Genomic DNA, 21974 nt, shown 5'->3' with positions numbered 1-21974 from the left:
CAGCAAAAGAGTAACGTCTGAAAAGACGGGGAGACCCCTTTTATGAAACCTAAGAAAACAGATCCGATGAAGAGCTTCCTCAAGAAGTATCCGTTTCTCGCAGAGGCGGAGCGCATATATCGTCTCGTCGATGAGGCGGTCGGCACGCCGGAGCCGATCCAGTTGCCGGAGCGCGCCGTCACGAAGACGCTGACGGAAAAACTGCCCATTCTGCAGCAGGAAACCTACAAGAGTCGCATGGTGCGCGCCGTTTCTCTCATGCAGGAAGATGTGTTCACACGCATTGCCGAGGCGGAGGTTCCGCCGCTCATGCAGGAATCGGCACGCGAGTATCTCGCCGTGCTGAAGAAGCTGCGCAAGGCGGCAAAGGAAGAGTTTATCATCGCTGTGCTCAGGCAGGACAAGGCGGCGTTTGCAGCGCTGTGTGAACAGCACGCGCTCAACGAGGGCTTTATCCGCAGCACAATCTGGCGCATGGTTGCAGCGCTCGTACCCGCAGAGCTCAAGGAGCCGGACGGGTGGAATCCAGACCGTGACCGACCGCGTTTCCGCGAGAACTACTGCCCCGTCTGCGGGCGGCGGCCGGTACTTGCGGAACTGCGCAAGTACCGCGAGGGGCGCACACGCGACCTCATCTGCGGCGGTTGCGGCACGCGCTGGCTCTATGCCCGTGTCGGCTGTGTCTACTGCGGCAACACGAATCTGGAGAAGATGCACACACTTGAACCGACGGACAGCGATCTTATGCGTCTGGATATCTGTGACGTGTGTGACAGCTATATCAAGACATACCGCGGACCAGCGAATGGCAGCGATGCCGACGCGATCTATCGGCAGGACTGGGCGAGCGTTCATCTCGATCTCCTCGCCGAGGAGAAGGGGCTTCATAAAAAGGGCAACCCGATACTGGAATAAACGGCTATTAGGATAAGGAGAGGAGTAAGCGTCATGACACAGGAAATCGCAATGCTGCATGATATGTCGCGCTGCACTGCATGCCGCGGCTGTATGGTGGCATGCAAACAGTGGCACGATCTGCCGCCCGATATGGATACGCCGTTCGAAGGGCAGTACCAGTCGCACAGGGATCTCAGCTCACGCGTCTATACGCTCATCGAAATGAAGGAGCGCGTCGATGACAAGGGGAAGTTCCACTGGGACTTCTTCAAGAAGAACTGCTTCCACTGCGGCGATCCCGCCTGCGCGAAGGGCTGTCCCGAGAACGCTATTGATCGCAATCCGAACGGCACCGTCGTCATCAATCAGGATAAATGCGTCGGCTGTCACTATTGCGAGCACAACTGCCCGTGGCATATTCCAAAGATCGACGAGGTACGCCATAAGTCGTACAAATGCGATCTTTGCTATGACCGCATTGCGCATGGCTACGAGACGACTGGCGAAATTATGCAGCCTTCGTGCTCCAAAACCTGCACGGCACATGCGCTGGAGTTCGGCACGATCGAGGAGATGAAGCAGCTCGCAGCGGAGCGCCTCGCGATGATCCAGCCGAACCATCCGAACGCAAACATCTACTGTCCCGAGGGCGTCGGCGGAACGCACATGATCTACGTCCTGCCCGACAAGCCCGAGGTGTTCGGACTGCCGGCGAACCCCGTTACGCCGCTCTCGATCGATCTCTGGAAGGCAGGTCGTACCTTTACAAAACTCGCCATCGGCGGTGCTGCCGCCGGCATCGTCGGCGCCATGGTGCTCAGTAAGATGGTTAAATCGAGCGCCAAGAGTGCGGCGAAGGAACAGGAGAAGGGGTGAGCACCATGCTGATCAACAAAAAATATGTGCCGCGCCATGAGAAGGCATTTGCCGTCTGTCACTGGCTCAACGCATTTGCATTCTTCATGCTGTTCGTCACGGCTCTGCCGCTGTATACGGATACCTTCCGCTTCATGTACAACATCTTTGGTGATAAGACCCTCATGTATGCGCACCGCGTCTTTGGCGTCATGTTCATCATGACCCCGATCATCGGCTTCATTATCGCACGCAAGGGCTACATCATCATGATTAAGGAGATCTTCAGCTTCGGCAAGAGAGATATGGAGTTCATGCAGAAGTTCCCCATCGAGCTGATGGGAAAGGATCCCCACATGCCTCCGCAGGGCTTCTACAACGGCGGTGAGAAAATGAACATCGCCCTGCAGCTTGCGCTGTCGGTCGTCATCGTCGTCACTGGCATCATCCTCTGGATGGGTGACAGCATCCTGCCGGCAACGATCACGTCACTTGCGATCCCCGTGCACAGCATCGGAGCAGCAGTCTGCTTTGCCGCCGCACTCGGGCACATCTACCTCGCAGCAGGGGTCAATCCCGACTCCCTGCACGGCATGAAGGACGGCACGATCAAGGCGTCCTATGCCGCGCATCACCACGGCGCATGGGTGAACGAACTCATCGCGCAGGGCGTTGTCACGCGCGAGGAAATCGAGCAGGCCGAGAAGGAAGACCATCATTGATTCTCTTGGCTGTATGATCAGTCGCTGCAATGCAGAGCATTGCAGCGACTTTTTTTTCATGTGCGTTTATGGTATGATGACACGAGAGTGTTCAGAGCAGGGGGCAGGAACCAATGAAAAATGTTCGGACGACGGTGCAGGGGCGCATTGCGCGGGTCGCGCTTTTGATGTTTGTCATGCTCATTGTGCTGACCTTTCGTTATGCCTATCTGCAGATCGTTCAGGGCGACGCACTTGCACAGCGTATGCGTGACCAGAGTGGCTATGAGTTCCGCATTCAGTCCCTGCGCGGCGCAATTCTTGACCGCAATGGCAAGGAACTCGCCATTAGCAGCATGACGAGATCTCTCTTTATCGATCCCAATCATGTCTATGAGTCACACGACCCTGCGGAGATCGCTGCCAATATAGCACCGGTTCTAGGGCTCACGGAGCAGGAGATTCTCGATGATATCGCCGTCGGCGGTGGATTTGTCTGGGTCAAGCGCCGGCTTGAGCACAGTGAGTATGATGCGGTGCGCACCGTGATCCGCGAGAAGGGATACAGTGACTGTCTCGGCTTCCAGAACGAGGCGAAGCGATACTATCCAAATGATGCACTTGCGGCGAATGTGCTCGGCTTTGTCGGCACAGACGACGAGGGGCTGGACGGAGTGGAGCAGGCCCTTGATCCCCTGCTCAAGGGCGAGGTGCGTGAGGAGCGGCTGACGGTCGACGGACAGCGACGCCCGATTCTCGACTCCATCTTCTTTGGGCGGCGCACATACCGCGGCGATTACTGCAAGACCGCCGTGCTGACGATTGACAGCACAATTCAGTTCATGGTGGAGCAGGAGATCGACCGTGCGATGGCGGAGAACAACCCATCCTCGATCACGGCGATTGTCATGGATCCGAAGACGGGGGAGATTCTCGCAATGGCATCGCGCCCCTCGTACAATCCGAACCGCTTCTGGGAGTACCCGCAGGAGAACTGGAAAAACCGCGCCGTCGCCTTTATCTATGAGCCGGGCTCGACGTTCAAGGCGGTTGTTGCGGGGGCGGCACTGCAGGAGGGCATTGTCACACCGAATCAGGTGTTCTTCGACCCCGGCTACGTCATGGTCTCGGGGCGCCGCATCCAGAACTGGAGCAACGAGAGTTATGGTGCCGTGACTTTTACCGATATTGTAAAGAACTCGCTCAACACGGGGTTTGCACAGGTCGGACTCTCTCTTGGTGCAGAAAAACTCATGCACTACACGCGGCTGTTCGGCTTCGGTGAACGGACGGGCATTGACCTGCCGGGCGAGGAGGAGGGAATCCTCTTCAAAGCAGAGGATATGCGAGACTCGGATATTGCGACCACGGCAATCGGACAGAGCATCGCCGTGACACCGCTGCAGCTTGTGACGGCGATGTCTGCGATCGCGAATGGCGGGACGCTGATGCGTCCGCATATTGTGCGCGAGATCAAGAATCCGGACGGCTCCATCTATGAGGAGCGCAAGCCGCAGGAGATCCGCGAGACACTGCAGAAGACGGTCAATCGTACGCTGATCGGACTCCTCGAACAGGTTGTCGCAACGGGCGGCGGAGCGAAGGCAGGGGTACGCGGCTACCGCATCGCGGGCAAAACGGGAACAGCGCAGAAGATCCGCCTCGATACCTCGGGCTATATGGAGGGGCGCTACATCGCATCGTTCTGCGGCTTTGCGCCTGTGGAGGATCCAATCTTTACCGTGCTCGTCATGATCGACGATCCGCGCGGCGGCAATTTCTACGGCGGACAGATCGCCGCGCCCGTCGCCTCGCGCATCTTTGCCCAGCTGCTGCGCTATGCGCACGTCGAGCCGTCGAGCAATCCGTTTACGAAGGGTGCGGCTGACGAGTCGTCTGCAAGCCGTTCGGCGGAGGAAAAACGCATGGAGGAGAAGCGCATGGAGGCCGTCGCTGTGCCGCCCGAGGGCAAGGCAATCGTGCCGGACTTCACGGGGCTTTCGATCCGTGAGGCGGCACGTATGGCGGAGCTGCGCGGACTCTTCTTTGAGAGCGAGGGCACAGGCGCGGCCGTTAGACAGAGCCTGAGTGTGAACACGATTGTCGAGCAGGGCACGCACATCAAGGTCTACTTTGAACCGACGTAGGAGGGTGTAGCATGAATTTCCATTCGTGCTGCATTTTTTTCTTGCCGCTATTGACATCTCCTGTGAAAACGAGTAATATATAAACATACTTTTTAGATATGTTTACTTTGTGGATAGGATTATTAAAGGAGAATGGATCATGGCAAATATCTATCAGTCGGTAACGGAACTGATCGGACATACACCGCTGCTTGCGGCAAAGAGGTTTGCAAAGGCGCATGACCTTCCGGCAAACATTGTCGCGAAGCTTGAGTATTTCAATCCTGCCGGCTCGGTGAAGGATCGCATTGCGATTGCGATGATCGAACAGGCGGAGAAGGACGGCAAGATTGCGCCGGGGGCGACGCTGATCGAGCCGACGAGCGGCAATACGGGCATTGGCATTGCTGCTGTTGCGGCAGCGCGCGGCTACCACGCCATTCTCACGATGCCGGAGACGATGAGTGTCGAGCGGCGCAATCTGCTCAAGGCGTACGGCGCGGAGATCGTGCTGACGGAGGGCGCGCAGGGAATGAAGGGGGCGATTGCGCGTGCCGAGCAGCTGCAGAAGGATATTCCGAACTCTTTTATCCCCTCACAGTTCGAGAATGCCGCGAATCCTTCCGCACATGAGCGTACGACGGGACCAGAGATCTGGGCGGATACGGACGGCAAGGTGGATGCGTTCATTGCCGGTGTCGGCACGGGCGGAACGGTCTCGGGGGTCGGACGTTATCTCAAGAGCAAAAATCCCTCCATTCACGTCGTCGCCGTCGAGCCGGTTGACTCGCCTGTCCTCTCGGGCGGCAAGCCGGGACCGCACAAGATTCAGGGCATCGGCGCAGGCTTCATTCCAACGACCCTTGATACGCAGGTCTACGATGAAGTGATTCAGGTGAAGAACGAGGAGGCCTTTGCCTACGGCAGGGAGTTCGCACGCCGCGAGGGGGCACTCGTTGGAATTTCCTCGGGCGCAGCGCTTGCTGCGGCAGCAGAGCTTGCACGCCGTCCGGATTTTGCAGGCAAGACCATCGTCGTCCTGCTTCCCGATGGCGGTGACCGCTACCTCTCGACGGATCTGTTCCAGGATAAGTAAGGAACCGCTGATAAAATGAAGACCGTCAAGGTGACGGTGCTGATTATCAGCTTTCGTAATCTGCACAAGGCTGCCTATTGAGCGTTTTGTTGCTCTGCGGCGGCCTTTTTGCGTCAGGAGTGTTCTATGGTGTCGATTCCCAAATTGTTTCTCACAGTTGTCATTGGCTTTGGGCTGTGTCATTTTTCCGCAGCGGAAGGCGACGCAAAAATATCTGCACCGGAGACGGAGATGGTTGATCTCGCGGCAGAGATCGGCAGCTATGTGCGCGAAAGAAAGCCGGACTTCCTGCTCATTGGCAATGGAGCGGTGGGATTGCTTGAAGTGACGGAGGACAATGCGGAAGAGAATGTTGCACGGCTTATCCGTGTGCTGGACGGCTTCTTTATGGAGTCCCGCTTCTACGACGGCCGTACGGAGAACGGGGCGGAGGCAAGGCGCAACAATCGAGCGACGGATGAATTTCTCACCGCTATGCTCGAAAAAGCGCTGCGCGCAGAGCGGCAGGTCTTTACCCTCGACTATGTGAAGGGGAAAAAAATACACACCGTGCAGGAGATGGGGGCTGCGGCGGGCTATGTCTCCGATGGAGGGGATACAGCCCTCGATGTAATTCCGGATCGTCGCCCGATGAACGAAAATACAAACGATGTCACGCAGCTGAGGCAGGCAAAAAACTTCCTCGTTCTGCTCAACCCTGAGCACTACAAGACTCGGGAATCGTACATTAAGGCACTCTCTGAGACGAACTATGACCTCCTCATAGTCGATCTCTATTACGGGGATCGTCCGCTCTCGAAGGAAGAGACGATGCGGTTGAAGCGCAAGGCGAACGGCGGACGCCGTATCCTGCTCTCCTATATGAGTGTCGGCGAGGCCGCGGACTACCGCCCCTACTGGCGGGAAGAATGGAATGCCGAGAGCCCGCACTGGATCGCGGAGCCGAACCCCGAGTGGCCGGGCAGCTATAAGGCACGCTACTGGACGAAGGAGTGGAAGGAAATTCTCTACGGCAGTCCGGATGCCTATCTCGATAAAATCATCGATGCAGGCTTTGACGGCACTTTTCTCGACGTCATGGATGCATGGCAGTACTTTAAAGAAGAACAATAAAACTTGACATACAGTTATCGAAAAAGCTGCTCTGATGCGTTAAATACGTATCAGAGCAGCTTTTTTGTTCAGCGGAATGCCTTTGCGAGATGTTCGAGTCCGTTTTCCAGTGTGCTCCACGGACATGCGATGTTGATGCGTTGGAAGCCGCTGCCGCCCACGCCGAAGATGGGGCCGTCGTCGAGCCAGAGATGCGCCTCGTGGATGATCTTCTCATTGAGTGCCTCATCCGAGAGCCCGTAGGCGCGGAAGTCGAGCCAGAGGAGATAGGTTCCCTCGGGTTCGATGATCTGTACCTTCGGCAGATGTGCTGCGAGGAAACTCTTGGTACGTGCGTGATTCTCTTCGATGTAGGCGAGCAGCTGCGCGAGCCACTCTGCGCCGTGCTCGTAGGCTGCCTTTGCACCTGTAAGCCCCAGTGTGTTCGGCTCATCGTAGCCCGTGCGGCTCAGTTCCTCCTTGAAGCGGCGGCGCAGCTGCGCATTTCGGATGAAGATGTTGGAGATCTGCAGTCCCGCGAGGTTGAAGGTCTTGCTCGGTGAGGTGCAGGTGATGGTGGTCGCCGCCTCCTCCTCTGAGAGCGAGGCAAACGGGATGTGACGGAAGCCCGGGCGGACGAACTCCTCGTGAATCTCGTCCGCGACGACGATGACGTTGTGGCGCAGACAGACGGCGGCAAGCTGTTCAAGTTCCGCACGTGTCCAGACACGTCCGACGGGATTGTGCGGGCTGCACAGGATGAAGAGTTTTACACGATGCTCGATGATCTTCTGCTCGAAGTCCGCAAAGTCGATTTCATAGCGCCCCTCGATCAGACGCAGGGGATTGTCGACGATCACACGCTCATTCTGTCGAATCATATTTGCAAAGGGGTAGTAGACGGGCTGCTGAATGAGTACTGCGTCTCCCACTTTCGTAAAGGCACGGATGGCGGTCGCAATCGCAAAGACAACGCCGGGCGTGAGGATGAGCTCGCGCCGCTCAACCGTCCAGTCATGGCGCGTGCGGAACCAGTTCTGAAGGACGGCGAAGTAGTCGTTCTTCACCTGTGTATAGCCGAAGATGCCGTGCTCTGCGCGTACTTTCAGCGCGTCAATGACGGGGGCAGGGGTACGAAAGTCCATGTCCGCGACCCAGAACGGCAGGATATCCGCGGGATAGCCGCGCTCGACGGCAAAGTCGTGTTTTAGACAGGAGGTATTCCTGCGGTCGATGATTTCGTCAAAATTGATGGGCATATTTATTATCCTTCCTGAGCAGCCTTCTTGAGTGCCTGTTCCAGATCCTCCTTCAGATCGTCCACGTCCTCAAGTCCGACGGAGAGGCGCAGAAGCCGGTCGTCGAGTCCCGTGCGTTCAATGAGATCCTTCGGCATCTCCGCGTGCGTCTGCACAATGGGGTAGGTGAGGAGGCTCTCGACGCCGCCGAGACTCTCAGCAAACGCGATGAGGTTCAGGTGGGCAAGGACGTTCTGCGCGATGGCAGGCGTTTTCACCTTAAATGAGATCATGCCGCCGCAGCCCGTACTCTGAGCCTGATGGAGTGCGTACTGCGGGTGATCGGGGAGCCCCACATAGTAGACCTCTGTGACTTCGGGCAGTGTGCGCAGCCACTGGGCAATGGTGAGCGCACTCTCCGCCTGACGCTCGACGCGCACGCCGAGGGTCTTTAGGCTGCGCAGCATGAGCCACGAGTCCATCGGAGAGAGGTTTGGCCCCTCGGATTTGACGAGCAGCTCGATTTCCTTCGCGAGATCGGAGTCCGCATCCTGCACTGTGAGCGTACCGCAGATCACGTCGTTGTGACCGCAGAGATACTTTGTGCCGCTCTCTAGGACAATGTCCGCACCGAGCTTAAGCGGCTTTTGGAAATGCGGTGAGAGGAAGGTATTATCTACAGCGAGGAGAGCGTCATGTGCGTGTGCGATCTCTGCGAGCGCGCGGATGTCGGTGACGAACATCATGGGGTTCGAGGGCGTTTCAATGAAGACAAGTTTTGTCTCTTTTCGAATTCTTGCCCGAACGAGTGCCGTGTCGCGCATGTCGATGTACTCAAAGTCGATGCCGTAACGGCTGTAGATGTCGTTGGCAAGGCGCACAGTGCCGCCGTAGAGATCCTCGGGCAGGAGGACGTGATCGCCCGCCCTGCAGAGCGCAAAGACGAGGTTGACCGCCGCCATGCCGGAGGAGAGCGCCCATGCACGCCCGCCTCCTTCGAGAAGGGCAATCGCGCGCTCGAAATGACAGCGCGTCGGATTGGCGACGCGCCCGTAGTCGTAGCCCGTGCTCTCACGAAACGCGGGATGGCGGAACGTTGCGGACAAATAGACGGGCGTGGTGAGTGCTCCCGTCGCATCATACGCGTGACAGCCATGCACCTCGGCAGAGAAATCCTTCATAAGTATATCCTCCATCAAATACATTCTTTCTGTGGTTTCCATTATACGCGCCCGTTCCATTCCATGTCAACAAGAAAATATATAAAACATACTTGACAAGAATGTTATTTCTGTGTATGATATGCACACGATCAAATAAAACATATAAACAAACAATGTTTTGAGAACGGAGTATGACATGGCAACAGCAAAAAAAGAACTGGTACTGAATGCGATGGATCGCAAAACAGTGGAGCGCGTACCCGCAGGCTTCTGGTTTCACTTCCTCGACGATGAGATCCATGCGGACGCCTACACGCATCCGGAGCTGGAGCAGAAGGTACTGGACGGTGAGATTCGCTACATCGAGGAGGCACAGCCCGACTTCGTGAAGATCATGACGGACGGCTTCTTCTCCTATCCGAACCCCGTCGTACAGAAGGCACGTACGGCTGCGGAGCTTGCAAAGGTGCAGCCGCTTCCCGACGATCACCCCTTCTTTACGCGGCAGGTCGCGTATGCAAAGGAGATTACACGGCGTTACGGCAGCGACATCGCGACATTCTACAATCTCTTCTGCGCGGGCACGACGATCAAGTTCATGCAGCCGGGCACGCTTGCCGAGGATGAGGCATTCCTCGCACAGCTTGTGCGTGAGGATAAGGCGGCGGTCAAGGCGGCGTTCGATGTGATCTCGGCGGATCTGGCGAAACTCGCGCACCGCGTCATTACGGAGGCGGGCGTGACGGGCATCTACTTCAGCCTGCAGAACCTCGTTGGCGAGGGGGCGGATCGTGCGATCTATGAGGAGGTGTTCGCGCCGGGCGAAAAGGAGATCCTGCGCGTCGCGAACGCAGCGAGTCCCTACAATATCCTCCATATATGCGGCTATGCAGGGCACCGCAACGAACTCGACTGGTACAGGGACTACGATGCCAAGACGATCAACTGGGCGGCGGTGGTCGAGGGGGTATCTCTTGCGGAGGGGCGCAGGATTTTCCCGCAGCATGCGCTGCTTGGAGGATTCGGCAATCTGCCCGAGGACATACTCTATCGCGGCACGCGTGCAGAGATCGAGGCGGAGACCGAGCGTATCCTCGCGGCGGCGGGACGCATGGGTGTCCTGCTCGGGGCGGACTGCACCGTTCCGCGTGACATTGATTGGAAGCATTTTGACTGGGTTCGCGGCGCGGCAGGCGCACGCTAAAAGGAGAGAATGACATGAACCTCAAGAAAATCGGCAAGGCAGCACTCACGGGTCTCCTCGCGGCGGCACTCGCAGCAGGGCTCACGGGCTGCGGGAAGGACAGCGCAGACGGAGCGAAGTCCGCAGACGGCAAGAAGACCATCACGGTCGCGCACACGAACTACTATGTGCCGTATGACTACGTGAACGAGCAGGGCGAGTCGGACGGCTTTGAGGTCGCCGTGATGAAGGAAGTCGCGAAGAAGCTGCCGCAGTATGAATTCAAGTTTGTACCGACCTCAGATGACGATCTCCTGATCGGTGTCGAGTCCGGCAAGTACAATGTGGGTACAAAAGGGATCTGGATTACAGAAGCACGCAAGAAGAAGTATGTGTTCCCGAAGAACAACATCGGCGCGAGCGTGATCGGCCTTGCAATCCGCAAGGATACGGCGCATGAGATCAAGGATCTGCCGTCCTTTGCGAAGTTCAGCGGCAAGCTCGTCCCGATTGCGCCGCAGGATGCGCGCTATATGGTCATCGATTCCTACAATAAAGAGAACCCAGACAACCAGATCAAGCTGACCTCGTCCGAGTCCTTCCAGAATGCGGACGCATACAGCTGGGTCATGGAGGGGCGTTACGACGGCTATCTTGAGGTCGAGCTGAGCTACAAGAACAACATCGAGAAGGCGGATGCGCCCTATCATGCGTTCAGCGACAAGCTGACGTACATCCGCTACAAGGGGATTCCGACCTATCCGATCTTCAACAAGAAGGAACAGGCTTTTGCGGATGAATATGACAAGGCGATCGAGGAGCTGCGTGCCGAGGGCAAGATTGCGGAGCTTGAGCAGAAATATTTCGGGGAGAGCCTGTCGGCATACCTGAACTGATGAAAGGAGCCACACGGGATGGAAACACGGGCATTTGACATAGGAATGATCGCGCAGGTGCTGCCCGATCTTCTTGCGTATCTCGATGTGACCCTCCTCGTGGCACTCGTCAGCATCGCACTCGGGTCTCTTCTTGGGGGCCTTCTTGCATGGGCGAATCTCGGCGGCAACGCGCTGCTCCGATGGGCGGCACTCACGTATGTGTATGTCATGCGCTGTACACCGTCGATCGTCCTGCTGTTCATTGTATTCTATGGCTTGCCGAAGCTCATGGAGGCGGCATTTCGGTACGACATGAATGACCTGCACCGTGCGGTCTTCGCCATCATTACATTTACACTGCTCTTCGGCGCGTATATCTCGGAGGTATTCCGCGCGGCGTACACAGCCGTTCCGCGCGGGCAGTACGAGGCGGCGGTGAGTGCGGGGCTGACGCCGTTTCAGGCATTCCGGCACGTGCTCCTGGGACAGGCGGCACTCGTGGCGCTGCCGAACTTCGGCAATGCGACGATCAATCTGCTGAAGGAAGGTTCTCTCGCCTATACCATCGGACTGATCGATATGATCGGCAAGGGCAATCTCATCATCGCACAGAATTTCGGCGCATACGGGATTGAGGTCTACCTCGCCGCGCTGCTCATCTACTGGGTGCTCGTGCTCCTGTTGGAGCAGGTCTTTGCTGCGGTGGAAAAGCACCTTGATGTCGGTACAAGTCTGCGCGCCGCAGATACGAAGGAAGCGACAGGGAGAGGAGGGGACACCGTTGGAGTTGGATCTTGACTTTATGCAGGAAACCTTCCTGCTCGTGTGGCAGGGCGCGGGCGTGACGCTTGCACTGACGGCGCTTTCTCTCGTACTCGCCGCACCCGCGGCGTTCTACTTTGCCGTCCTGCGCGTGCGCGGACGGCGCGTCGGCGGGGCAATCGCGCGCTTTTATGTCTCCTTTGTACGCGGTACGCCGCTGATCCTGCAGATTCTCCTGCTCTACAGCCTTCTGCCGAGCCTTGTCAATGCCGCAGTGAAGGATTTGGGGCTGGCAATCAACGTATTTGAGGCAGTCGATCCGTTTTATTACGCGGTCTTGATCTTTACGCTGAATACGATTGCCCTCCTCACCGAGGCATTTCGTGCGGCGCTGCTTGCGATCCCGAAGGGACAGCTTGAAGCGGGACTTGCGAGCGGGTTGAGCACATTTCAGACCTATCTGCATGTCATCATACCGCAGGCGCTTGTCGTGGCACTGCCAAGCATCTGCAATATCACGGTCAATCTCATCAAGGGCACGTCGCTTGCATTCCTCATGACGGTCAAGGACATCATGGCGGTCGGCAAGATCGCCGCATCCTATGGCTATAACTACATCGAGGCGTATCTCGATGTGTTCATCGTCTATCTCGTGCTCTGCACCATCGTTCAGCTGCTCTTTGCAGCGGCAGAACGGCGTGTCGGAGCGTTCCGAAGTCTCTAGGAGGTGGAGTATGTTATTCGCGGTTCAGAATGTACGCAAAAATTTTGAGCAGACCGAGGTGCTGAAGGATGTCAGCCTGGCGGTGAACAAGGGGGATGTCGTTGTTATCCTGGGACCCAGCGGCTCGGGAAAGACCACCTTCCTGCGTTGCCTCAACTTCCTCGAACGCGCCGACGGCGGCACGATGGACTTTCACGGGATGCAGCTCTCCCTTGCGGAGGCGAGTGACCGTGAAATTGCAGACGTGCGGAAAAAGACGGCATTCGTCTTTCAGAACTACAACCTCTTTGCGAACAAGACCGCGCTTGAGAATGTGACGCTCGGGCTGACCGTCGGGCGCGGCATCGCGACGGGCGCGGCACACGAAATCGCAATGGAGTCGCTGCGACGCGTCGGTATGGAGACGCGTGCAGACTACTATCCCGCGCAGCTCTCGGGCGGACAGCAGCAGCGTGTCGGGATTGCGCGCGCGATTGCGGCAAAACCCGATGTCATCCTTTTCGATGAGCCCACCTCGGCACTCGATCCCGAACTCGTGGGCGAGGTTCTGCAGGTTATGAAGACACTCGCCGAGGAGGGGACGACCATGATCGTCGTCACCCACGAGATGAAGTTCGCACAGGAGGTCGCGACCCATGTCGTCTTTATGTCGGACGGCGTCATCGTCGAGGAGGGCAGCGCGAAGGAGATCTTCACCGCGCCGCGCGAGGAGCGCACGCGCCGCTTCCTCCGCCGTATCCTGCCCGAGGAGTACGAGCCGGCGGCACTGATCTGAACGATTAAAACGGCGGCAGTCCGTGAGGTTTTCCTCGCGGGCTGCCGCCGTTTGCGTGCAGTGCTTCCTATGTATCGCTTGTACTCTTATTGGTCGGGACGACGACTGTGCTGCGGTCTGCGTGTTTCTTTGCAGCGGCGGTCTTTTGATACTCCCTGAGTGCGGCAAGTGCGGTCAGATCATCCGGCTGCGCTGCCGCAAGTACCGCGCGTTCCTTCTCCTGTGCCTTCATGAGTTCTGCATCGCGGTCGGCACGTTCCTGCAGTGCCTGGCCGCGCAGCTTTCGGATGTGCTCGTCCTTTGCCGCCATTGAGCCTTTCAAGAAACTGATCTGACGGTGGTAGAGGGATCGCTGTTTGCTGATTTCATCATCCGTCACAAAGCCATCCGTCACGAGTTTCTCAAGCGCATCCACCTTGCCATGCAGCTCGCTCAGCTTGTCCTCGTCGGTCATGCCCGCGCGTTTCAGATCGTTCGCCTGCTTCTGCAGCTTCGCCTTGTCCTCGTCCGTGAGACCCTCATCCGTTTGAATGCGCTTCTCGATCTCCGCCGCCTGTGCCTTCTTTGCCTTCTTGTCCGCAATCTCTTTTTCGTTTGCGGCAAGTGCCAGCTCTGCAGGGGTCAGATCCTCCTCCATATCAGCACTTTCATTCAGCGATCTCCCCTTCGCGCTGATATAGACCTCGACCGCGCGGCTCAGGATATCCGTCACCGTGCTTTTCTTCTGCTCGGACGGTTTTGCCGCAGCAGAACTGTCCCCATGCAGGAACGGAAGCTTGCCTGCATTCTCTCCGATACGCATAGTACCATCTCCAATCCGTGGAATACAATTCCTTCTAATAGCATTATCGGGATTTATGCTTACATATTAAATGTATTTGACAAAGTGAATTACGTGTAGTACATTGTAGCTAACAAAGGAGGGATCACAATGAGTTTTTCGATTCGACTGACAGACACAGAGAAGGCCCTCGCGGAGAGCTATGCGAAGCTGCATGCGATCTCCCTCGGCGAGGCATTCAAGCGGGCACTCTTTGAAAAGATCGAGGATGAGTACGATATCGCGCTTGCCGAGGAGGCGTATGCGGAGTATCTAAAAGACGGCAAGCAGGCAAAGCCGATTGAGGAGTTGTGGAAGGAACTAGATCTTGAAGATGTACGAAGTACAGACAACTGCCTCGTTTGATCGGGATTTTAAGAAGCTGGATCGCTATACACAGCGTATCCTTCGTGGCTGGATTACGAAAAATCTTATCCACTGCGAGAATCCGCGTGCATTTGGCAAGTCACTCACGGCGAACCGAAAGGGGCAGTGGCGTTACCGCATCGGCGACTATCGCCTGATCTGTGCCATTGAGGATGATCGTCTTGTCATCCTTGCACTTGCCATCGGGCATCGGCGGGAAATATACTAACAATATGTAGAGCGATGGTATGCGTTATACATTCGTACCGTCGCCCGCTTCAGCTGAAATGATCGTCGTCGTAGCCCTCGTTCCAGTCGTCCCAATCGTCATAGAGATCCTCTGCGGGCGGCAGATCATCCTCATGCGCATAGATATCCTCATCCTTGTACCGATCTTCCGCAGGATAGTCCCATGTATCATCGGGATATTCGTCCGTCTGTGGTGGCACTTCGTCCGTGCGACTGTTGTCGTCCGTGTGTGGCAATATCCCTGCGGCACTGACATCGGGGATGAGGATGCCGAAGAGGTTTGCCGCGATGTATGTGCCAAACACGGCGATCAGCAGCTTTTTCCACCATGCAAGCGGCTTTGGTGGAGGGGCTGCTTTTGTATTTGGACGATGTGATTGTGCGGGCATTTTCCTTGCCTCCACTTACGTCTGTGGCTCACCCCTCAATGGGGAAATAATCCGCCGGGACGGGCGCAAGGATGCCGACGAAGATGAAGTCCTCCGTGCCCGTGTTCTTCATGCCGTGACACATGCCCTTCGCCGAGACGATGACATCGCCCTTTGTGATGGGGCGCTCCTCATTGGGCGTGGGATAGAATACGCCCTCACCCTGTATGCAGATCCAGATATCATCCGCCTTGGCGTGCCCGTGCGGCTTGATTTCCTGTCCCGGCTTTAGCACCCAGACCACACCGCTCGTCGACTCTGTACTGTAGATCGGCGTGCGCGTGGCGACGTCCCCCGTCTTTGCCACGTCAGCGAGACGATAGTGACGCGTCTCAAAGTCATTTGTAATCGCCGTACTCATGATGGATTATCCTCCCATTTATTTGTAAAAATATTCGCTGTTATTATGATTCGTCATTGGATGTAGATATCCTGCCACAATAAAGAGTGGGTCTGCTTGGAAGATGATATCCTCCAAGCAGACCCACTCGATCACTCCACAGCGCGTCCACAGCCACAGTAGCCGCGTCTCTGATTTGCGCTCGCATCGCGTGATGTCTGTGCGGAGTCACCGTCGTAGCAGTAACCTGCATTGCCGCCATAGCAGTACGCCGTGTTCTGACGCTGCACCCCACCTTCCCAGCCATCGGCGAGTACCTGTGCGCCTGTGGCGAGGATGAGCCCCGCAAAGAGCCCTGCAATCATCTTTTTCATAACCATTACCTCCCAAAATACAATAAACTTTCACTTCTATTTTCTATTCTATCATACTTGTCAAGCACAAGAAAAACATAATTGACATATGCTGAAAACTTTGCTAAGATGATAACTGTCATATGACAGAAAAGGAGGAACTATGCCGCGACCAAAGAGATGCCGCCGTATCTGCGGCTATCCAGATTTTTGGAGTTTTGCGCCGGAGGATGCGGAGGAAGAGATAGCGGAGACGGTTGTTCTCCAGCTGGACGAGTTCGAGACGATTCGACGGATCGACTACCGGCGGCAGACGCAGGAAGAATGTGCCGCCGCGATGGGCGTGTCCCGTGCGACGGTGACGAGTATCTATGAGGCGGCACGCTTCAAGATTGCGGACGCGCTTGTCTGTGGGAAGCGCATCCGCATTGCGGGCGGTGCATATCGGATCGAGCATTCGATGGAACTCGGGATTCAGGACAAAGGAGAAGATGTTATGAGAATTGCAGTACCCTATACAGATGAGACAGTTGAACAGCATTTTGGCAGAGCCAAGCAGTTCAAATTTTACGATGTTGCGGACGGCGCGGTGCAGAGCGCTGAGCTTGCGGATACCGTTGGGGAGGGGCATGGTGCGCTTGCCGACTTCCTCCATGCGGCGCAGGTCGATCTCGTCATCTGCGGCGGCATTGGCGGAGGCGCACAGGCGGCACTTGCCGAGGCGGGCATCGAACTTGTGTCCGGCGTGAAGGGGCGGGCGGACGAGGTTGTTCAGCATCATCTTGCAGGGACACTTGTCCGGAATGCGGACGGAGGCAAATGCCGCCATCGCCATCAGCATGGAAAGCATGGCGAGCATGGCTGCGGACATGGCGGGCATGGAGAACATCACGCGCATGGAGGACATGGCTCTCATGAGGGGCACGGCGCACACTGACCATGGGATTGAGAAACACCGCTTCGGCGGTGTTTTTTTGCGTTTAAAAAGATAGATATAAATTATTGACAGAACTGAAATATGAATACAATCAAAATAGATTATAAGAAAAATGGTTTTTGGAATCTGAAGAAAATATGAAGGTGATTTTCTCAAATAGCTTGATACAAATGAGAATATACTTGAGAACGAATATATATATTTATAAAGGATGTAAATAAACGCGCAAACTTGAATTTGATTCATAATTATTATTTATGATTTTTGAAAAAAGTACTTGATTTTTTGGAGATGCTGTTATATTATATACATGAATCAAGAAGATGATATATTCACGTTGATATATGGGAGAAAATTCTTATGAAAAATGATGTTGCTGTCATCTACTCCTCGCGTACGGGGAATACAGAAAAGGTTGCAAAGCATCTGGCGGAAGCGCTTGGTGCGTCTTGCCACAGTGTGAAGGATACGACAGCGGTGCCGGAGAGTGCTGCACTCTGCGTCGGCACGTGGATTGACCGCGGTACGGCGGATGCTGCGGCGAAGAAGTACATCGAGAGCCTGCGCGGGAGGCGCGTCTTCATCTATGGCACGCTCGGCGCAGAGCCGGACTCAGAGCACTGCGCGAAGTGCATTGCAAATATCCGCGCACTGTTCGATGCGTCGAATGAGATTCTGGGCGCGATCCTCGTGCAGGGGGCGATTGACCCGATGCTGATCGAGATGTTCAAGAGCATGCCGAAGGATAATGTGCATGCGTTTACCGCCGAGAATGCGGCACGCTATGAGGCAGCGGCAAGCCACCCTGATGAAAATGATTTTGCACAAGTTGTTGCGGCGGCAAAGGAGGCACTCGCATGAATACGTTTGAGAAGAAACTCGCGGCACTCTCAGAGGAGGCACGCGGCTGGCTGCTCGGCACGAAGTCGGCGAATCCGCTCGGCTGCGCCTTTACGAAGAAGCGCGTCGTGCATCCGGGCGCGGGCGGCAAGCGCATGATTATGGACAAAGCGGAGCAGGCGGCTGTATGGGCGAATCTGATGGCGCAGACGCCCGATCCGGCGGACGAGCGTGCCGTCTACATTCACATCCCGTTCTGCGACAAGAAATGCAGCTACTGCGGCTTCTTCCAGAACTTTACGCGCGAGGAGGCGGCACATCACTACGTCGATGTGCTCATTCAGGAGATCGAGGCGGCTGCGGATACGCCATACGTGACGGGCGCGCCCTTTCAGGCGGTATTCTTTGGCGGCGGTACGCCGACGGCTCTGTGTGATGCCGATCTGGCGCGGCTTGTGCGTACGGTCCGCGAACGGCTGCCTCTGACGAGCGACTGTGAGATCACGCTTGAGGGGCGCATCCATGACCTCTCGGAGAGCAAGGTCGAGGCTGCGATGAATGCGGGCATCAACCGCTTCTCCCTCGGCGTGCAGTCCTTTGACACGCGCGTCCGTCAGGCAATCGGACGCATCGATGATCGCGAGACGGTGATTGCGACGCTGCGCCGCATGGTGGAGAAGCAGGGCGCCGTTGTCATTGCCGACCTCATCTATGGGCTGCCCTATCAGTCGATGGAGGTCTGGGAGAACGACGTGCGCACGCAGTTCGAGATCGGGATTGCGGGTGGTGACCTCTACCAGCTCAACGTGTTCCCGTCGAGCGAGCTCGCACGCCGCATCGAGTCGGGCGACCTGCCCATGCTCCCGACAACGGAGGAGCAGTCCGAGTATTTCAAACGCGGACTTGAGATCGTCGCGGAGAATCCGATGGCACGCCGCATCGACACGACGCATTGGACGACCGATCACCGCGAGCGCAGCATTTACAACACACTTGCAAAGCGCGGCAACGACATTATCGCGTTCGGTTCGGGGGCGGGCGGCTTCATCGGAGAGATGATGTGGCGCAACCACGGCGGGCTTGCACCGTATGAGAAGATGGTCGAGGAGGGGACAAAGCCCTTCCAGTTCATGGGTGAGCAGGCGGACGGACACCGTATGCACAGTGAGATCGGTGACCAGATCGAGCACGGTTACCTCTATGCCCCGTTCTTCCAGAAGAAATACGGCGTTGATCTCGCTATGGAAATGGAACCGCTCCTCGCCGCATGGGCGGAGAACGGACTCATTACGCGTACGGCGACGGGCTTCCGTCTGACGCTCGCGGGTGAGTTCTGGCACGACAACCTCATTCAGGGCTTCCTCGAGGCGTATGCACTCACGCAGGAGGACGAGGTGAAACTCCGCAAGGAGAACGTCGCCCTGCAGGACATGATTCCGAAGTCTGTGCGCTCCATGCTTGAGGCGATGTTCCCTGACGGGATGCCGGAGCAGATGGCGGCAGCACTGCGTGGCAAGCCAACGCCGGAGATGGAGAGTCACCCACACATGCAGATGCTGAAGAACCTCATCGAAAAGGAACGGGAGAAGGAACGCACTGCCGTTTCCGCAAAGCCCGATCTCAATACCGTCATGCGTACGCAGTCGCGTGAACTTGGAAAAGCTGTGTAGGAATCGATGATAAAATGAAGTCCGTCAGATTGGCGTAGATTTTTTCGTCCGAACAAGGAGGCAAACCGGACGTATAGTCAAAACTATGTGTAGGATTTGTCGACGATGTGCGGGCAAAAAAGATGCGTTAAGATGATGCTGAATTTATCAGTGCTTCCGTAATATAATAGGAAAAAGCTAAAATTGGTGCTGAACCTTTCTGCAAAGAAAGATGACAGCACCATTTTAGTTTTTTTGTATAAATTATTGACAATGAAAATCCCTATTGATAATATGATCTTTAATGTTCTGCGACTTGTTTGTTAAAGGACATGAGCGTCATATTTGTTTGTGTTAAGAGAAATGGAGTATGTGATGAAACGACGCAAGATCTCGAAGAGCCAATATTTTTATCTGCGTTTACTTGTGTGTGGCAGTCTAATCATTGGAGGAGGAACGAGTGTTTCTCTTGCGGCGGAAAAGCAGGATACCAAGGAGGCGTCAAGCGTACAGGAAGCCGTCTCCTCAGCAGCGCCAATCAAACTCTCTGATTCCTATGTCCGTCCGGACTATGTAGAGATTGAGAAGCTGCGCGATACAAAGCAGGTAATCGTTATTACGAAGCGAGCCATCGAGGAGAAGGGATACAAGACGATCTCCGACGTGCTCAAGGATCAGCCGAGCATCAATGTCGGTGGTACACGTTGGGGTGAGATCGACATTCGCGGACAGGGGAGCGGTCAGGCACATCGAAACATACAGGTACTGGTCGATGGTGCTCCGGTGACGACGATGGTGACGCATCCGCTGCCGAACAACTATGACTATGTGCCAGTGGAGCAGATCGAAAAGATCGAAATCATCCCGGGCGGCGGATCCGTTATCTACGGCAGCGGTGCAGCGGGCGGCATCATCAACATTACGACGAATCTGCGCAGCATGAACAAGCCGCAGCGTACGGTGACAACGGAATGGAATTCCGAGGGGTACCGACTTGGTTTTAACTATGGCGATAAGGTTGGGGAAAAGCTGACCGTGCAGGGCGGTTATAACAAGTTAAATCGGGATCTTTATTTCAAGAATACGTACCGCAACAGCGACTATCTCTTTGCAGGGCTGCGCTATGATGCGGACGCGGATCATTCCGTGACATTCCGTTTCAGTAAGCTGGATGAAAAGAGTAAATTTATCCAGAATATCCTGCGTCGCAGCATTGAGCGTGACGGCAGGTATGCGAAGCCGTCGGATGGAAAATATCTTGACGGCGACCGCGACATGACAACCTATAATCTCACGTACAATCAGAGACTTGATAAGCAGTGGAAATTCAGTGGAGATTTCTTCTATGCAGACGGCTCGTATAAGAATACTAAGCTCATTGACGGACGCATGAATCATGATGCGTATGGTACGCGCCTGAAGTTCGACTACGCGTATGGCCAGCAGAACTCTCTGCTCATCGGACTTGACTGGATACAGCAGTCCTCCCATCTGGACTACATATCAGGGAGAAAGCCCATGTCCTTCAATTATGAAAAGGAGACGCGTGCTCTTTACCTGCTGAACCAGCTGAAGGAGGGCAAGTTTACGTTCACGCAGGGCATTCGCCGCGAGGATCTCGCCTATACGTTTGATAAAGACGGCGGGACACTCAGAAATCCGATGGGCGGCAAGGATACCTCGCACCGTTGGAATACCGCCGGTGAATTGTCGGTTGGCTATCAGTACGGAACGGTCGGACGTGTATATGCGCGTTGGGAGCGTGGCTTTACGAACCCGGATGGGCTTCAAATATCCGATGAGGTTTATACAGATGCAACCCACAAGGCATATAAGGGGACAACGGCAAAGGAAGAACGCTACAACCTCTATGAGATTGGTGTGCGTGATAAGATTGGCGCAACGTCCGTAAATCTGACCCTTTTCGCCTCTGAGACGAAGAATGAGTTGGATCGTCCCTACTATAAGAATGCCTATGGCAAATGGGAATACATGACCTATAATATGTATCATACCAAACGTCGTGGCGCAGAGTTGACACTGCAGCAGCGGTTTGGCAAGCTCGATCTGACGGAGGGCTACGCCTATCTGCATGGCGAGCGTCGTTATACGGCGGCGGGACGTGCCGTGGTGGATGCACACAACGAGGATGAGATTGACTTTACCAACAGCGGATTAATTGCTGTGCCGAAGCACAAGGTCGTGCTTCAGGCAAACTATGCCTTCGATAAAAAATGGAGCGTGGGCGCGAAATATACTTATTTTGGCTCGTACAACAATTTTGTCAGAGAGTCCAAGCGCAATGAGGCAGGAAGTACGATTGACTCCTACGGTCTGTTGGATGTGAGCTTCAAATTTAAGCAGAATGCAGATCTTGAATGGTACGGCGGCGTTACGAATGTGTTGGACAAACTCTATTATGAGTATGCGTCCACCGGCATGGGGACGCTGCTTCCCGGCTTCCCACGCACATACTTTGTCGGCGCACGGTACAGCTTCTAA

General features: G+C 55.6%; 23 protein-coding genes. 17 read left to right on the top strand and 6 right to left on the bottom strand.

Annotated elements, in window-relative coordinates:
• Positions 1-42: 42 nt before the first annotated feature.
• The 6 genes from C8273_RS09520 (at position 43) to C8273_RS09495 (ending at position 6788) form a co-directional block, all read left to right on the top strand.
• Positions 43-915, top strand: coding sequence for a formate dehydrogenase accessory protein FdhE (locus C8273_RS09520; protein WP_006307704.1), 873 nt, complete (start codon positions 43-45; stop codon positions 913-915).
• Between the two features lie 33 nt (positions 916-948).
• The gene (locus C8273_RS09515; RefSeq protein ID WP_106627483.1) at positions 949-1773 is read left to right on the top strand and encodes a 4Fe-4S dicluster domain-containing protein; all 825 of its coding nucleotides are present in this window, start codon (positions 949-951) and stop codon (positions 1771-1773) included.
• A 5-nt stretch (positions 1774-1778) separates the two neighbouring features.
• Entirely contained in the window at positions 1779-2474 is a 696-nt protein-coding gene (locus tag C8273_RS09510) for a formate dehydrogenase subunit gamma (protein ID WP_106627673.1), read from the top strand.
• A gap of 113 nt (positions 2475-2587) precedes the next feature.
• Positions 2588-4600: a penicillin-binding protein gene (locus C8273_RS09505; RefSeq protein ID WP_106627482.1), complete on the top strand. Its 2013-nt coding sequence runs from the start codon at positions 2588-2590 to the stop codon at positions 4598-4600.
• Between the two features lie 139 nt (positions 4601-4739).
• Positions 4740-5675 (top strand): cysteine synthase A, encoded by a 936-nt coding sequence (gene cysK / locus C8273_RS09500; protein ID WP_106627481.1) that lies wholly within the window; start codon positions 4740-4742, stop codon positions 5673-5675.
• 126 nt (positions 5676-5801) lie between these two features.
• Positions 5802-6788, top strand: coding sequence for an endo alpha-1,4 polygalactosaminidase (locus C8273_RS09495; RefSeq protein ID WP_106627480.1), 987 nt, complete (start codon positions 5802-5804; stop codon positions 6786-6788).
• 68 nt (positions 6789-6856) lie between these two features.
• On the opposite strand, the gene C8273_RS09490 is transcribed toward C8273_RS09495, so the two are convergent.
• Both C8273_RS09490 and C8273_RS09485 read right to left on the bottom strand, forming a co-directional pair.
• Positions 6857-8026: a MalY/PatB family protein gene (locus C8273_RS09490; protein ID WP_106627479.1), complete on the bottom strand. Its 1170-nt coding sequence runs from the start codon at positions 8024-8026 to the stop codon at positions 6857-6859.
• Between the two features lie 5 nt (positions 8027-8031).
• Entirely contained in the window at positions 8032-9186 is a 1155-nt protein-coding gene (locus tag C8273_RS09485) for a trans-sulfuration enzyme family protein (RefSeq protein ID WP_106627478.1), read from the bottom strand.
• Between the two features lie 178 nt (positions 9187-9364).
• Between C8273_RS09485 and C8273_RS09480 the strand changes: the two genes are divergently transcribed.
• From C8273_RS09480 to C8273_RS09460, 5 genes are read left to right on the top strand one after another with little or no spacing between them, the layout of a single operon-like run.
• Positions 9365-10372 (top strand): uroporphyrinogen decarboxylase family protein, encoded by a 1008-nt coding sequence (locus C8273_RS09480; RefSeq protein ID WP_106627477.1) that lies wholly within the window; start codon positions 9365-9367, stop codon positions 10370-10372.
• Positions 10373-10386: 14 nt separating this feature from the next.
• On the top strand, positions 10387-11247 hold the full coding sequence (locus C8273_RS09475) for a transporter substrate-binding domain-containing protein (protein WP_106627476.1): 861 nt from the start codon (positions 10387-10389) through the stop codon (positions 11245-11247).
• 18 nt (positions 11248-11265) lie between these two features.
• A complete protein-coding gene (locus tag C8273_RS09470; protein WP_106627475.1) occupies positions 11266-12027 on the top strand; it encodes an amino acid ABC transporter permease in 762 nt (253 codons plus the stop codon).
• A complete protein-coding gene (locus C8273_RS09465) occupies positions 12011-12715 on the top strand; it encodes an amino acid ABC transporter permease (protein WP_106627474.1) in 705 nt (234 codons plus the stop codon). The genes C8273_RS09470 and C8273_RS09465 overlap by 17 nt, the downstream gene beginning before the upstream one ends.
• A 10-nt stretch (positions 12716-12725) precedes the next feature.
• The gene (locus C8273_RS09460) at positions 12726-13490 is read left to right on the top strand and encodes an amino acid ABC transporter ATP-binding protein (RefSeq protein WP_106627473.1); all 765 of its coding nucleotides are present in this window, start codon (positions 12726-12728) and stop codon (positions 13488-13490) included.
• 67 nt (positions 13491-13557) lie between these two features.
• Here C8273_RS09460 and C8273_RS09455 read toward each other — a convergent pair whose 3' ends face one another.
• A complete protein-coding gene (locus C8273_RS09455; RefSeq protein ID WP_106627472.1) occupies positions 13558-14292 on the bottom strand; it encodes a hypothetical protein in 735 nt (244 codons plus the stop codon).
• Positions 14293-14421: 129 nt separating this feature from the next.
• Between C8273_RS09455 and relB the strand changes: the two genes are divergently transcribed.
• Both relB and C8273_RS09445 read left to right on the top strand, forming a co-directional pair.
• Positions 14422-14676: a type II toxin-antitoxin system RelB family antitoxin gene (gene relB, locus C8273_RS09450; RefSeq protein ID WP_069179860.1), complete on the top strand. Its 255-nt coding sequence runs from the start codon at positions 14422-14424 to the stop codon at positions 14674-14676.
• Positions 14645-14905, top strand: coding sequence for a type II toxin-antitoxin system RelE family toxin (locus C8273_RS09445; protein ID WP_106627471.1), 261 nt, complete (start codon positions 14645-14647; stop codon positions 14903-14905). Before relB ends, C8273_RS09445 begins: the two co-directional genes overlap by 32 nt.
• A gap of 49 nt (positions 14906-14954) precedes the next feature.
• Here the strand turns inward: C8273_RS09445 and C8273_RS09440 are convergent, their stop codons facing one another.
• The 3 genes from C8273_RS09440 to C8273_RS09430 all read right to left on the bottom strand — a co-directional run bounded on the left by C8273_RS09440 (position 14955) and on the right by C8273_RS09430 (position 16067).
• Positions 14955-15314, bottom strand: a complete 360-nt coding sequence (locus C8273_RS09440; protein WP_106627470.1) for a hypothetical protein — start codon at positions 15312-15314, stop codon at positions 14955-14957.
• A 28-nt stretch (positions 15315-15342) separates the two neighbouring features.
• Positions 15343-15714, bottom strand: coding sequence for a cupin domain-containing protein (locus C8273_RS09435; protein WP_106627469.1), 372 nt, complete (start codon positions 15712-15714; stop codon positions 15343-15345).
• A 131-nt stretch (positions 15715-15845) separates the two neighbouring features.
• Complete coding sequence (locus C8273_RS09430) at positions 15846-16067, bottom strand: hypothetical protein (protein ID WP_106627468.1); 222 nt, start codon at positions 16065-16067, stop codon at positions 15846-15848.
• 142 nt (positions 16068-16209) lie between these two features.
• Between C8273_RS09430 and C8273_RS09425 the strand changes: the two genes are divergently transcribed.
• The 4 genes from C8273_RS09425 to C8273_RS09405 all read left to right on the top strand — a co-directional run bounded on the left by C8273_RS09425 (position 16210) and on the right by C8273_RS09405 (position 21974).
• The gene (locus C8273_RS09425; protein WP_106627467.1) at positions 16210-16983 is read left to right on the top strand and encodes a DUF134 domain-containing protein; all 774 of its coding nucleotides are present in this window, start codon (positions 16210-16212) and stop codon (positions 16981-16983) included.
• A gap of 360 nt (positions 16984-17343) precedes the next feature.
• Complete coding sequence (locus tag C8273_RS09420; RefSeq protein ID WP_106627466.1) at positions 17344-17844, top strand: flavodoxin family protein; 501 nt, start codon at positions 17344-17346, stop codon at positions 17842-17844.
• Positions 17841-19493 (top strand): heme anaerobic degradation radical SAM methyltransferase ChuW/HutW, encoded by a 1653-nt coding sequence (gene hutW / locus C8273_RS09415; protein ID WP_106627465.1) that lies wholly within the window; start codon positions 17841-17843, stop codon positions 19491-19493. Before C8273_RS09420 ends, hutW begins: the two co-directional genes overlap by 4 nt.
• 354 nt (positions 19494-19847) lie before the next feature.
• A complete protein-coding gene (locus C8273_RS09405; RefSeq protein WP_234343997.1) occupies positions 19848-21974 on the top strand; it encodes a TonB-dependent receptor in 2127 nt (708 codons plus the stop codon).

This window comes from Candidatus Centipeda massiliensis (genome assembly GCF_900290285.1).
GTDB lineage: Bacteria > Bacillota > Negativicutes > Selenomonadales > Selenomonadaceae > Centipeda > Centipeda massiliensis.
The sequence above is the reverse complement of the archived record's forward strand: the minus strand, read 5'-3'. Positions and strand labels throughout refer to the sequence as shown.